At 57.7% G+C, this 13,189-nt stretch carries 13 protein-coding genes and 1 pseudogene; 6 read left to right on the top strand and 8 right to left on the bottom strand.

Annotation, left to right across the window (positions count from 1 at the left end; translation table 11 throughout):
• Positions 1 to 11 precede the first annotated feature (11 nt).
• Positions 12 to 2,156 (top strand): TonB-dependent siderophore receptor, encoded by a 2,145-nt coding sequence (locus SK47_RS05035; protein WP_023324272.1) that lies wholly within the window; start codon positions 12 to 14, stop codon positions 2,154 to 2,156.
• 106 nt (positions 2,157 to 2,262) lie between these two features.
• On the opposite strand, the gene SK47_RS05030 is transcribed toward SK47_RS05035, so the two are convergent.
• Both SK47_RS05030 and SK47_RS05025 read right to left on the bottom strand, forming a co-directional pair.
• A complete protein-coding gene (locus SK47_RS05030; protein WP_003858880.1) occupies positions 2,263 to 2,604 on the bottom strand; it encodes a RamA family antibiotic efflux transcriptional regulator in 342 nt (113 codons plus the stop codon).
• A 32-nt stretch (positions 2,605 to 2,636) separates the two neighbouring features.
• The gene (locus SK47_RS05025; protein WP_045896331.1) at positions 2,637 to 3,740 is read right to left on the bottom strand and encodes a RomA family MBL fold metallo-hydrolase; all 1,104 of its coding nucleotides are present in this window, start codon (positions 3,738 to 3,740) and stop codon (positions 2,637 to 2,639) included.
• 191 nt (positions 3,741 to 3,931) lie between these two features.
• Between SK47_RS05025 and SK47_RS05020 the strand changes: the two genes are divergently transcribed.
• The 3 genes from SK47_RS05020 (at position 3,932) to nfsB (ending at position 5,654) form a co-directional block, all read left to right on the top strand.
• Positions 3,932 to 4,522: a TetR/AcrR family transcriptional regulator gene (locus tag SK47_RS05020; protein WP_003858882.1), complete on the top strand. Its 591-nt coding sequence runs from the start codon at positions 3,932 to 3,934 to the stop codon at positions 4,520 to 4,522.
• Positions 4,512 to 4,880: an MmcQ/YjbR family DNA-binding protein gene (locus SK47_RS05015; RefSeq protein WP_003858883.1), complete on the top strand. Its 369-nt coding sequence runs from the start codon at positions 4,512 to 4,514 to the stop codon at positions 4,878 to 4,880. Before SK47_RS05020 ends, SK47_RS05015 begins: the two co-directional genes overlap by 11 nt.
• 120 nt (positions 4,881 to 5,000) lie before the next feature.
• Positions 5,001 to 5,654, top strand: coding sequence for an oxygen-insensitive NAD(P)H nitroreductase (nfsB, locus tag SK47_RS05010; protein WP_048243573.1), 654 nt, complete (start codon positions 5,001 to 5,003; stop codon positions 5,652 to 5,654).
• Positions 5,655 to 5,690: 36 nt separating this feature from the next.
• On the opposite strand, the gene SK47_RS05005 is transcribed toward nfsB, so the two are convergent.
• The 3 genes and pseudogenes from SK47_RS05005 to SK47_RS05000 form a co-directional block, all read right to left on the bottom strand.
• The gene (locus SK47_RS05005; RefSeq protein WP_003858885.1) at positions 5,691 to 5,978 is read right to left on the bottom strand and encodes a helix-turn-helix domain-containing protein; all 288 of its coding nucleotides are present in this window, start codon (positions 5,976 to 5,978) and stop codon (positions 5,691 to 5,693) included.
• Positions 5,959 to 6,060: pseudogene (locus tag SK47_RS24435) on the bottom strand (type II toxin-antitoxin system RelE/ParE family toxin); the annotation flags it as partial. The pseudogene SK47_RS24435 and the gene SK47_RS05005, both read right to left, overlap by 20 nt.
• A 191-nt stretch (positions 6,061 to 6,251) precedes the next feature.
• Entirely contained in the window at positions 6,252 to 7,121 is an 870-nt protein-coding gene (locus SK47_RS05000; protein WP_003858886.1) for a helix-turn-helix transcriptional regulator, read from the bottom strand.
• Positions 7,122 to 7,228: 107 nt separating this feature from the next.
• On the opposite strand from SK47_RS05000, the gene SK47_RS04995 reads away from it, so the two are divergent.
• Together SK47_RS04995 and SK47_RS04990 are read left to right on the top strand one after the other, a co-directional pair.
• Entirely contained in the window at positions 7,229 to 8,665 is a 1,437-nt protein-coding gene (locus SK47_RS04995) for an MFS transporter (protein ID WP_032667137.1), read from the top strand.
• Between the two features lie 67 nt (positions 8,666 to 8,732).
• Positions 8,733 to 9,977 (top strand): mechanosensitive ion channel family protein, encoded by a 1,245-nt coding sequence (locus SK47_RS04990; protein WP_023315564.1) that lies wholly within the window; start codon positions 8,733 to 8,735, stop codon positions 9,975 to 9,977.
• Here the strand turns inward: SK47_RS04990 and SK47_RS04985 are convergent, their stop codons facing one another.
• The 3 genes from SK47_RS04985 to SK47_RS04975 all read right to left on the bottom strand — a co-directional run bounded on the left by SK47_RS04985 (position 9,978) and on the right by SK47_RS04975 (position 13,185).
• The gene (locus tag SK47_RS04985; protein ID WP_048243571.1) at positions 9,978 to 10,949 is read right to left on the bottom strand and encodes a LacI family DNA-binding transcriptional regulator; all 972 of its coding nucleotides are present in this window, start codon (positions 10,947 to 10,949) and stop codon (positions 9,978 to 9,980) included.
• 75 nt (positions 10,950 to 11,024) lie between these two features.
• The gene (locus SK47_RS04980) at positions 11,025 to 12,167 is read right to left on the bottom strand and encodes a Gfo/Idh/MocA family protein (protein WP_048243569.1); all 1,143 of its coding nucleotides are present in this window, start codon (positions 12,165 to 12,167) and stop codon (positions 11,025 to 11,027) included.
• Positions 12,160 to 13,185 carry a sugar phosphate isomerase/epimerase family protein gene (locus tag SK47_RS04975; protein ID WP_048241213.1) on the bottom strand — a complete coding sequence of 342 codons (1,026 nt, stop codon included), beginning with the start codon at positions 13,183 to 13,185 and terminating at the stop codon, positions 12,160 to 12,162. The genes SK47_RS04980 and SK47_RS04975 overlap by 8 nt, the downstream gene beginning before the upstream one ends.
• Between the last annotated feature and the right edge of the window lie 4 nt (positions 13,186 to 13,189).

Below are 13,189 nucleotides of genomic sequence, written 5' to 3'. Positions count from 1 at the left end.
GTTCAATAAAAATGTTTAAAAATAATAAGATAATGCGGCTCTGGCTGCTGAGTCTGGCGACGACCAGCGTCGCGGCTCAGGCAGAAACGAAAGAAGAAACGATTACGGTGACGCAGGGCGTGAGTGAAGAGCCCACTGCGCCCGTAAAAGGCATTGTGGCGACGAAAACGCTCTCCGCCACCAAGACCAGCGCGGAGATCGTGAAGACGCCGCAGTCGGTATCGGTGATCACCCGCGATCAGATGAACATGCAGGACGTCACCTCCGTTTCGCAGGCGCTGCGCTACTCGGCGGGCGTGTTTACCGAGTACCGGGGCTCGTCTAACCGTAACGACGAGGTGTTTGTGCGCGGCTTTAGCTACGTGCCGAAATTCCTCGACGGTTTAAGCTTTGGCGCAACGGCCTCATCACAGACGGGCACAGTTGACCCGTGGCTGCTGGAGCGCGTGGAGCTGGTGCGCGGCCCGGCCTCGGTCCTGTTTGGACAGGTCAATCCGGGCGGGTTAATCAGCATGACCAGCAAGCGCCCGACGGCGGAGGCCATTCACAACGTGCAGTTCCGCACCGGCAATAACGATCTCGCCGAAGGTGCGTTTGATTTCGGCGGCAGGCTGAGCGACGACGGCCGCGTGCTGTATCGCGTGAACGGTATCGCCCGTACGCAGCATAATCAGGTGGACGATTATAAAGAGACGCGGATGGCGATCGCCCCGGCAATCACCTGGTACCCGAACGATCAGACCCGCTTTACGCTGCTGACCAGCTACCAGAAAGATCCGGATGCCGGATACCGCAACTTCCTGCCCGCGTATGGCACGGTGAAAAGTGCCGACGGGAAGTACATCCCGCGCGATTTTAACGTCAGCGATCCGAATTACAATCAATCCTGGCGCGAGCAGACGATGATTGGCTACGAGCTGGAACACCAGTTCGCCGACAACCTCACCTTCCGCCAGAACGCCCGTTACGCCACCATCAAGCAGAAATATCGTTATCTGGTTTACGCCAACAGCGCGGCCAACAGCACGGTGTTGACCCGTCGCGCCCAGCGTGAAGCGCGCACGACCAACGAATTTGGCCTTGATAACCAGCTGGAATATCAGCTGGAGACCGGAAGCGTCAGCCACACCCTGCTCGGCGGGTTTGATTACAAGACCAGCAAGGATAAACAGCTGCTGGCGCGCGGGAGCGGCTCACAGTATGACCTTGACTGGACAAACCCGGTTTACGGCGTGAACGTGGATGAAAGTACCTTCAAAACGGCGTCCGACGAGCAGCAAAATCTCGACCAGATGGGCCTGTATCTTCAGGATCAGATGAGCTGGAATAACTGGGAGTGGCTGGTTTCCGGGCGCTACGACTGGAGCGAAGTGCGTACCAGCGACTTCACCGATAACAGCGTTACGCAGCAGAACGACAGCAAATTTACCTGGCGCACTGGCCTGCTGTACGCGTTTGATTCTGGCCTGTCGCCGTACATCAGCTACAGCACCTCGTTTGAACCGAACCTGCAAACCAACCGTGCGCCGGGCGTTGCGCCATTCAGGCCTACTACCGGGGAGCAGACCGAGATTGGCGTGAAATATCAGCCGGTCGACACCACGCTGATGACCCTGGCGCTGTACGATTTAACTCAGAACAACGTCGCGACCTATAACAGCGCTGAAGGCTGGTTCGAAAATGCGGGCAAGGTGCGTTCGAAAGGCGCTGAAGCGGAAATCCACGCCACGCTGATGGATAACATCAACCTGATTGGCTCCTACACTTACACCGATGCAGAAACCGAAAGCACCACGGTGGCGGGAACTGAAGGCAAAACGCCTGCACGCATTCCGGCACATATGGCATCGGCGTTCGCCAGCTATACCGTTCCGGGCGGCGCGCTGAAGAGCCTGACCGCTGGCGTGGGGATGCGCTACATCGGCACCAGCTACGGCGATGCGAAGAATACCTTCAAGGTGCCATCGGTGGATCTGTATGACGCGATGCTGCGCTACGACCTGGGCGAGATGAACCGCAGCCTGAAAGGGGCAAGCGTGCAGTTCAACGTCAATAACGTGGCAGACACAAAGTATGTGGCGTCGTGCGCAAGCGATACGGCGTGCTTCTACGGGATTGGCCGGACGGTGACGGCGACGGTGAATTACAGCTGGTAAGCATGGTGCGGTCTGATCCCCTCACCCTAACCCTCTCCCCAAAGGGGAGAGGGGACGATTACGCCCTCGCCCCTTTGGGGAGAGGGCCGGGGTGAGGGGATGTTTTTCAGTGCGCCCGACCGTGGTTTTCTTTGCGGTACGCACCGGGCGGCTGGTTGAAGGTGCGGGTAAAGATGCGGGTAAACGTCTGCTGCGAGTCAAACCCGTAGCGCAGGCAGATATCGTACACGCGCTCGTCTGACTCACGCAGATCGCGCGCCGCCATCAACAGCTTGCGTTCGCGGATGTAGCGCCCCAGACTTTCGCCTTTGTACTGCATAAACAGCCGCTGTAAATGCCATTTTGAGTAACCCGCATGGCGGGCAATCTCTTCGATGCGTAACGGCTGGTGTAGGTTGTCATCGATCCATTCGACAATCGTATCAATGACCTGAGCGGAAATCGTCATACTGCTCTCCCCCTCTGCTTCTCGCTTAAACATTATTCCCACCACTCGCGAAATTGTTGCGTGGTATCACTCACCCGCACGGGCTCGCCCAGCTCCGGCGTCAGCAGCCGGTAGTTTTTATCCTTGCTGGCTTTCGCCAGCTGGATCAGTGGATCGTTCCAGGTATGTTTCGCCAGCACAAAACGCCCGTTATGTCCCGGTACGACCGCTTTGGCATTGAGATCTGCCGAGGCCTGCGCCGTTTCCGCCGGATGCATATGGATGTACTTCCAGTCCTGGTCGTACTGCCCGTTTTCCATAATGGCTAAGTCCACTCCGCCAAACTGCTCGCCAATAGCCTTGAAGTGCGGGCCGTAACCGGAGTCTCCGCTGTAGTAAACCTTTCGCTCTGGGGTGACAAACATAAAGCTCCCCCACAGGGTCTGGTTACGCTTAATGCCGCGCCCGGAAAAATGGCGCGCGGGCAGAACATGTACCGTCAGCGCATCGCTGATATGCACCGACTGGTTCCAGTCCCGCTCGTCGATTATCTCCGGGGTCATCCCCCAGTAGCGCAGATGCGAACCCACGCCCAGCGGCGTGACCACGCGCTTAACCTTCGGCAGCAGCGCCTTGATGGTGGCGTAATCCAGATGGTCATAATGATCGTGGGAGATAATCAGCAGGTCGATCTCCGGCATGCTCTCCGCACGCCACGGGTACTCCCCCGCAAACGCTTTATTGAGAAACGAGAACGGTGCGGCGTAGCTACTCAGAACCGGATCGATCAGGATGCGTTTCCCTGCCAGCTGCATATACCAGGAGGAGTGGCCGAGCCACACCAGCGTGTCCTGTTCAGGCGACAGGCTCGCCAGATCGGTTTTCACCAGCGGCAGCGGCTGCGCAGGACGGGCGTTTTCGGTTTTACGGGTAAGGAACTGCCACCACGCCACCAGCATATTTTGTTTCCCGGTAAAGCCCGGCGTAGGGAGCGTGTTATGGAATTGCCCGTCGCGATAGTGCGGAGAGGCTTCCACTTCAGAGAGCTGCGCACCCTGCGGTGGCTGGCCAAATCCGGCATTCAGTACAAACGGTAAACTGGCAGCTGAAGCAATAATCATGACTAACACCACGCAGATGAATAGAGGCTTTTTCATTTCCTGACCCGCCTACGCGCCCCATCCGATGGTTTGCGCGGGTGATACTTGATTATGAGTGAGTAAGCACTCATTATAGATAGGATGATTACGCCGTCAAGAAGGTTTTCGATCTTTGACATTCCGCGTTGCAGCGTATCAAGGCTCGTGTTTCAATCAGGGCTTTTACAATTGACGGGAGGAAAAATTTAGTGGCACGTCCGAAGAGTGAAGATAAAAAACAGGCCTTACTGGAAGCAGCAACGGCTGCGTTTGCGCAGTCAGGTATTGCCGCCTCAACGGCGTTAATTGCCCGTAATGCGGGCGTCGCTGAAGGGACACTGTTTCGCTACTTTGCTACCAAAGACGATCTGCTGAATGCCCTCTACCTGCATCTGAAGCAGGATCTCTGCCAGACCATGCTGGCGAATCTCGATCGCACCATCACCGAGCCAAAAGAGCATACCCGCAATATCTGGAACAGCTATGTGGACTGGGGCATTCGTAACCCCCTGGCGCATGCGGCTATCCGTCAGATTGGCGTCAGTGAAAAGCTGAACGCCGAAACCGAGCAGGCGGTGAAAGACATGTTCCCGGAACTGCATGAACTGTGTCGTCGTTCGATCCGCCCGGTGTTTATGTCTGACGAGTTTAAGACCTTCGGTGATGCAATGTTCTTATCGCTGGCTGAAACCACCATGGAGTTTGCCGCCCGCGATCCGTCCCGTGCCGTCGATTTTAAAGCGCTGGGCTTTGAAGCCATGTGGCGCGGGCTTGCTGAGGAAGATAACCATGGACAGTAAATCCTTGCAGGAACATGCCAGACGCGTCGCGCTGGAGATGCCTTTTACCGAACATTGCTGGCCGTTTGGCCCGGAGTATGACGTGTTTAAGGTGGGCGGGAAAATTTTTATGCTGATGGCGACCGCACACGGTCGGGCCCACGTCAGCCTGAAATCCGATCCGGAAAAATCGCTGCTCAATCAGCAGATCTACCGTGGCGTGGAGCCCGGTTACCATCTGAATAAAAAACACTGGATCTCCCTTTATGGCACGGACGACATCACGCCTGAACTGGTCACCGACCTGATTACGGATTCGTGGAATCTGGTCGTTGATAAACTGCCGAAAAAAGATCAGAAGTGGATTCGACCAGCCTGATTGTTCGTCTCAGACGAACAGAATAAGCGCTCGAATCGCACTTATCTTTTCCCGCTTCGCGCGGTAATCTGCTTTCCTTTCACGCCCGCCCGCGGGCGAATTTCATCACCAGGAGTTGTTATGGATATTATTTCTGTCGCCCTGAAACGCCACTCTACCAAGGCGTTCGACCCAGCCAAAAAACTGACCGCAGAAGAAGCGGAAAAAATCAAAACGCTGCTGCAATACAGCCCGTCCAGCACCAACTCCCAGCCGTGGCACTTTATTGTTGCCAGCACTGAAGAGGGTAAAGCGCGCGTGGCAAAATCCGCGGCGGGCACCTATGTGTTTAACGAACGCAAAATGCTGGATGCCTCTCACGTAGTGGTGTTCTGCGCGAAAACCGCGATGGACGATGCCTGGCTTGAGCGCGTTGTCGATCAGGAAGAGGCTGACGGCCGTTTCGCCACGCCAGAAGCAAAAGCCGCGAACCACAAAGGCCGCTGCTATTTTGCCGACATGCACCGCGTGGATCTGAAAGATGACGACCAGTGGATGGCGAAGCAGGTTTACCTGAACGTCGGCAACTTCCTGCTGGGCGTGGCCGCGATAGGCCTGGATGCGGTACCCATCGAAGGGTTTGACGCCGCGATCCTCGACGAAGAGTTTGGCCTGAAAGAGAAAGGCTTCACCAGCCTGGTGGTGGTCCCGGTCGGGCATCACAGCGTGGAAGATTTCAACGCCACGCTGCCGAAATCTCGCCTGCCGCTGAGCACGATTGTGACTGAGTGCTAAGCGCTTCTGGCACGCCGGCTATCGGCGTGCCCGTTTTCAGTAAAGCGTTATCTGCGGATGCTTTACCCCGCACACCAGCGCATAACGCGTTAATGTATCGAGACTCGCCCGGGTAATATTTGCTTCCATTCGTGATACCGTCGGTGCGCTGACGCCCATCCGCTCCGCCACCTGGGCGCGCGTCAGACCAGCATGATTGCGCCATTGCGCCAGCATCTCCCGCAGACGCTCCTTGCGCTCTTCTGCATCAAAGGAAGCCTGAATTTCTGAATCGCTTAACAGTTCAGCTCTGAGTTCATCCCAGTCAATAATCTTCTTGCTCATCCAACATCTCCTGTTGTCGTTTCAGTGCCAGACGGAGTTCAGCAGAGGGCGTTTTTTGCGTCTTCTTGATAAACATCCGCAGGCAATGAGAGGATCTCCTCTCTGACTGCCGCATGAACGATAAGTCTGAACACTGTATTTCATCCCTGATAATATTAGCATGTAAGGCAATTTGCATTAAAGGCTAATTTTGCCTTTCGTGATTCACCTTACCAGCTTATTCCAGGCAGGACCGGAGCAGCGTTGATTCCCTGAAAGCCCCTCGCAAAAAATTTATATCCCCTGCTCCGCCAGCCACGCCATCGCCCTCTCCCCTGCCTCATCCACGGGTAAATAGACCAGCAGCCGCGATCCGTTTCGCGGGGCGGAGTACCAGTACATCTGCTGGAGATGAAAATCCCCCAGCTCGGGATGGGTGAACAGCTTGAGCTGGTTCTCCACGCCGCGCACGTCGTTACGCTGGTGCCACAGGGTTTTGAACTCTTCGGACACCGCAAAAAAACGCGCCAGCTTCGCTTCCCAGAGCGGGTCGCCACGGTGCTCAGCCATTGCCGCGCGGAAGTAGGAGACGAAAATCGGCAGCACGTCGTCACGTTTGCCGAGCCGCGCGCGCCACGCCGGATGGGTGAGGAACAGGTAAATACAGTTGCGATCTTCCGGCGGGATAGCGTTGAAATCGACGCCCATCAGGTGTCCGAAGCTGTCGTTCCACGCCACGATATCAAAGTTCGGTTTCTGAATGCTGGCGGGTTTCGGCATCAGGGTATCCAGCAGGCGACGCGTGCCTTCGCTGATCCCCTCACAGCACACCGCCTGCGGGGCTTCGCCCGGCGGCAAACCGGCGAGCACAAAAAGATGCCGGGCTTCGGTCGGGGTGCATTGCAGCGCTTTTGCGATGGCGGCCATCACCGCGCTGGACGGATTGACGTCCCGACCCTGTTCCAGCCAGGTGTACCAGGTCACGCCGACATCCGCGAGCATCGCCACCTCTTCCCGGCGCAGGCCCGGCGTGCGGCGGCGGCCGCTGCGCGGTAAGCCGAGGCGCTGCGGATCGAGGCTTTCGCGCCGGGCACGCAAAAACGCGCCCAGCTGCTTGCGGGTGTCATCCTGGAGAGAGGTGACAGGTTCAGACATCAGCGCCATAACATCTCCTGCATGGTAGTGTCAGTACCAGTATAAGTAAGAACTGGTACCCGTTTATCAGATGGTTGATGCTACGACTCTACGCTGTTTGACGCAATGGAGTCACCATGAATACGTCAGTTGTTTCACCGGGTCGTGCGGGCCTGATATTGCTGTTAACCGGCCAGATGCTGCCGCTGATTGATACCTCAATCACCAACGTGGCGCTGGATTCCATCACCCATTCATTACACGCCACCGCCACTGAACTGGAGCTGATCGTCGCCCTCTACGGCGTGGCCTTTGCCGTCTGCCTGGCACCCGGCAGCAAGCTGGGCGATAACCTTGGCCGCCGTCGCCTGTTTATGTGGGGCGTGGCGTGTTTTGGCCTGGCCTCACTGCTGTGCGGCATGGCGGGCAATATCGAACAGTTGCTTGGCGCGCGCATTATTCAGGGTGCGGGCGCCGCGCTGATCATGCCGCAAATTCTCGCGACGTTGCATGTGACGTTAAAAGGAACGGCACACGCCAAAGCGATCAGTCTGTTCGGCGGTATCGGCGGAATTGCGTTTATCGTCGGCCAGATGGGTGGCGGCTGGCTGGTGTCGGCGGACATCGCCGGGCTTGGCTGGCGTAACGCCTTCTTTATCAACGTGCCGATTTGTCTGGTGGTGCTGGCGTTGAGCCGTCGCTACGTACCGGAAACCCGCCGCGACACGCCGTCGCGCATTGACTGGACCGGGACTGTCCTGCTGACGGCAATACTGTGCTGCCTGCTGTTCCCGATGGCGCTCGGCCCGCAGTGGCACTGGTCGTGGCCGCTGAAGGCCGCACTGCTGGCGATTGTGCCGCTGGTCTGTGTAATGGTGCTGAACGCGCGCAAAAAAGAGCGTGAGAATGCCCACCCGCTCATCGCGCCGCGCCTGTTGCAGCTGCGCAGCATCCGCTTTGGCGTGCTAATCGGGATACTCTTTTTCAGCGTCTGGTCCGGGTTCATGTTCTGTATGGCGCTGACCATGCAAAGCGGTCTGGGGATGGCGCCGTGGCAGTCCGGGAACAGCTTTATCGCGCTTGGCGTCACCTATTTTATTTCTGCCTGGTTCGCCCCACGCCTGATTGCCCGCTACAGCACCAGCGCCATCCTGCTGACCGGACTTGCGATTCAGCTTGTCGGTCTGGTGGCGTTGATCGCCACGTTCCGTCACTGGGGAATGCAGAATACCGCGCTGACGCTGGCCCCGGCCACCGGGCTGGTGGGTTACGGGCAGGCGCTGATTGTAAACAGCTTCTACCGTATCGGGATGCGTGATATTCAGCCTGACGACGCGGGGGCCGCGAGCGCGATTTTAAGCACGCTGCAACAGGCTGCGCTGGGGCTTGGCCCGGCCATTTTCGGCGCGATTTTGCTGCACGGGCTGCAAAATCATCACGGAGATTACACCCAGGCGGTCAATGTCTTCCTGATGGTGGAAACGGCCATGATGGTGGTGCTGGCGCTGGCCACGCTGCGTATGCGCCATCGTCTGTGTTTACCGGTCGTCAAGGCCTGTCCGGCGACAAAATAAAACTGCCTGAATTTGCATAATAGATCCGCAGCCGCCATTATGGGGCTGCATCAATACAGGAGACGTTATGCAGGAATTAATTGCTCAGGTTGAAGAGTTAGGGATTGAAATTAATCACACCACCTCTTTAGTGATTATCTTTGGTATTATTTTTCTTACGGCCATTATCGTTCATTTTATTCTGCACAAAGTGGTGCTGCGCGCATTCGAGAAACGCGCCCAGGCCAGCAGCCATTTATGGTTGCAGATCATTACGCAGAACAAGTTATTTCACCGTCTGGCGTTTACCCTCCAGGGGATAATCGTCAACGTTCAGGCGGTTCTGTGGCTGCAAAAAGGCAGCGAAGCGGCGGAATTACTTACCACCTGCGCGAAATTGTGGGTGATGGTTTATGCCCTGCTCTCCTTCTTCTCGTTGCTGGACGTGATTTTCAATCTGTCGCAGAAAATGGCCACCGCGTCACAGCTGCCGCTGAAGGGGATATTCCAGGGCATCAAGCTGGTGAGCGCCATTCTGGTGGGGATACTAATTATCTCCCTGCTGATCGGTCAGTCACCCGCCATTCTGATAAGCGGCCTGGGTGCGATGGCTGCCGTTCTGATGCTGGTCTTTAAAGACCCGATACTCGGCCTGGTGGCCGGTATTCAGCTCTCAGCCAACGACATGCTCAAGCTCGGCGACTGGCTGGAGATGCCGAAATACGGCGCCAACGGCACGGTGACCGACATCGGCCTGACCACCGTTAAAGTGCGCAACTTCGATAACACCATCACCACCATCCCGACCTGGGCGCTGGTGTCCGATGCGTTCATCAACTGGAGCGGCATGTCCGCCTCCGGTGGTCGCCGCATCAAGCGCAGCCTGAATATCGATACCACCAGCATTCATTTCCTCGACGAGCAGGAGCAGCAAAAACTGATTCAGGCGAAACTGCTGAAGCCGTATCTGGCGGCGCGTCATGAGGAAATTAACCTGTGGAATCAGCAGAACGGCGAAGGGGAATCGGTATTAAACCTGCGCAAGATGACCAATATCGGCACCTTCCGTGCCTACCTGAATGAATATCTGCGTAACCACCCGCGTATTCGTAAAGATATGACGCTGATGGTGCGCCAGCTCGCGCCGGATGCCAACGGGCTGCCGATTGAAATATATGCCTTTACCAACACGGTGATCTGGGCGGAATACGAAGATATTCAGGCCGACATCTTCGATCATATTTTCGCGGTGGTGGATGAATTTGGCCTGCGTATTCACCAGTCGCCAACCGGGAACGATATTCGCTCCCTGGCTGGCGTCATCGCGCAATAATCAGGTGCTGGCGCGGGAAATAAAGCGCCAGTCCATCATCACCCTTTCCGTGGGCGCGTCCGGGTTGTCGATCTTATTTAAGAGCAGATCGACCGCCTTGCGCCCGATATCCCGCGACGGCTGTTCGATGGTGGTGAGCGAAACCATCTCCGCCAGCTCGGTGCCGTCAAAGCCGACCACCGCGATATCTTCTGGCACCCGCAGCCCTGCCTGCTGAATGGCGCGCAGCGCCCCCGCCGCCAGCGTATCGGAAACGGCAAACACCGCATCCGGCGGGTTTGCTTTTAGCAGGTTTTGCATCGCCGCCATGCCCGCACCAGAGCTGAGCTCACTGGCGTACTCCACCGCCTGATAGTCCAGATCCCGCAGGTGGATCACGCTCTTGTAGCCGCGTTCGCGCAGGCGGGCATATTTGTAGCTGAGATCGTGGTTGATCATCGCGATACGCTTGCGGCCGCCGTCGGCCAGCTGGCTGACGGCATGCTGTGAAGCGTCCACATCATTGATGCCGACGCAGGAGACCGCGCCCGCATCGGCATATTCGGCGCACTGCACCCACGGTGCAGAACCAATCAGCGCGGCAAGTTCCGGCAGCTTCGAGAAGGCGTCCATGGTGATAATGCCGTCGACGATTTTGCCGGAGAGCAGGCTTAAGCCCGAGCGGGAGCGCTCAATATCCGAGCCGGAGTTGCACAGCAGAATGCGATAGCCGTTCTTTTCCGCCTCGGCTTCGATACCCTTCACCACTTCGGCGCAGAACGGGTTGGCGATGTTCGAGACCATCACCAGGATCATATAGCTGCGGGCAGTGCGCAGCTGACGCGCCAGCAGATTGGGCTGGTAGTTACTCTCCTGGATCGCCTGCAAAACGCGCTCGCGGTTTTTCGCCTTTACGGTATCGCTGTTATTCAGTACGCGGGAGACCGTTGCCACGGATACCCCGGCCAGTTGAGCGATTTTCTGAATTGACATAGCGACGATACATCCTGCGGTTAGCGTTTTGTGCAGGCTACCATAAATTGATTGCCCGGCGAACCGGGCAATACGTCAGTATTCCACGCGCACCCAGCGCTGCTGCTGATGACTTTTCACAATTGCATCAATGATATACATCACACTGGCGCCATCGTAAAAGGTGGCAAACTGCGGATTATCCGGCATCGCGCCCGCCTGCACGGCACGGTAAAACTGCGCCATCATATTTTTAAAGGCATCCGGCCAGCCTTCAATGTGCCCGCCGGGGAAGTGGGCGCTGTCGGCCACGTCAGGGTTCATCAGGCCTGGATCGTCGGTGAGCGTCTGGTTTGCCCGGGCGCGATGGCCGATCCACAGCTGCTGCGGGATTTCCTGATCCCACGCCACCGACTGCTCGCTGCCGTTAATTTCAAAGGTCAGGCGGTTTTTTCGCCCCGCGCTCACCTGCGAGACGCTAAAGCTGCCCTTGCTGCCGTCGTCAAAGCGGAACAGCACCGAGCCAAAATCTTCGGTGGTGACCGGTTTGACTTCATACTCCGCCTGCTCGTCATGGGAGAAGGTCTGATAACCACCCGCGCTGGCCTTGCGCCTCGGCCAGACGATGGATAAATCAGCCATCACCTCGGTAATGCGCCTGACTGTCACATACTGTACCGTATCGCACCAGTGGGAACCGATATCCGCCACCGCCCGCGACGCGCCGCCGAGCGCGGCATCCACCCGCCAGTTGTAGTCGGTTTCCAGCAGCATCCAGTCCTGCAAATAGCTGCCGTGCGAGGCGAACAGCCGCCCGACGGTGCCCGCGCGCATCATGCTCGCCGCCTGGCGCACCATCGCAAACTGACGATAGACAAAGCTCACGCCATGCACCACGCCCGCCTGCTCTGCCAGCGCCACCAGCTCGCGCGCCTCGTCCGGCGTCATGCACAGCGGCTTTTCGGAAAACACGTGCTTGCCCGCGCGCAGGATCTGGCGGTTAATCTCCGCGTGCAGGTGGTTCGGCGTGCAGTTGTGCACCGCATGCAGATTGGGGTGCGCGAGCAGTTCTTCCACGCTGGCGTAAGCATGCGGGACATTTAGCTGGCGCGCCTTTTCCTGCGCCTTAACGAGCGAACCGTCGCAGAGCGCGACCACCTGCACAAACCCGAGACGCCTGAGCGCCTCGATGTGTGCCGGGCCAATAAACCCGCTGCCGATAATCCCGACGTTAATCATGGCAGCCCCCTGCGGCGAAATCATCAAACGCCCGTCCGGAAACGGGAATAATGTGGCGGCGGATAAATTCGCTGCCCTCACTCGCGCCGGTATCGCCATCCTTCAGGCAGCACTCCCACTCCAGCACCGCCCAGCCGTCGTAGTCGTACTGGGTCAGCTTGCTGAAGATGCCCTTAAAGTCGATTTGCCCGTCGCCGGGCGAGCGAAAGCGTCCGGCGCGGTTGATCCACGGCTGGTAGCCGCCGTAGACGCCGCTGCGCCCGCTGGGTCGGAACTCCGCGTCCTTCACGTGGAACGCTTTAATGCGCGCGTGGAAGATATCGATAAAGGCCAGATAGTCCATCTGCTGAAGCAGCATGTGGCTCGGGTCGTAGAGAATGTTGCAGCGCGGATGGTTATCCACCAGCGCCAGAAAACGCTCGAAGGTCACGCCGTCGTGCAGATCTTCCCCGGGATGCAGCTCAAAGCAGACGTCCACCCCCTGCTCGTCGAAGGTATCCAGTATTGGCCGCCAGCGGGTTGCCAGCTCCTCGAACGCTTCCTGAAAACGCTGCTGGTTATGCGGCGGCCACGGATAGAAAAACGGCCACGCCAGCGAGCCGGAGAAGGTCGCGTGCGCCTTCAGCCCTAATCTGGCCGAAGCGACCGCCGCCTGCTTCAGCTTTTCCGTCGCCCACGCCCGGCGCGCCGCCTCGTTACCGCGCACGGCGGCGGGTGCGAAATGGTCAAACGCCTCGCTGTAAACCGGATTCACCGCCACGAGCTGCCCTTCCAGATGGGTCGACAGCTCGCTGATAACCAGCCCGTGTGCGGCCAGCCTGGCGGTGATGTCGTCGCAGTAGGCCTGGCTCTCTGCGGCTTTCTCGACGTCAAAGATGTGCGGATGGTTGCAGGGGATCTGCACCGCCTTATAACCTTTACCTGCCGCCCATTCAGCAAGCCCGTCGAGCGAATTAAACGGCGCTTCTGCGCCAATAAACTGCGACAGAAAAATGCCCGGTCCTTTCATTGTCCTCATACCA

This window comes from Enterobacter sp. BWH52, assembly GCF_001037565.1.
GTDB classification, from domain to species: domain Bacteria; phylum Pseudomonadota; class Gammaproteobacteria; order Enterobacterales; family Enterobacteriaceae; genus Enterobacter; species Enterobacter hormaechei_C.
Note: the sequence above shows the minus strand (reverse complement) of the source record. Positions and strands in the feature narration are given on the sequence as shown.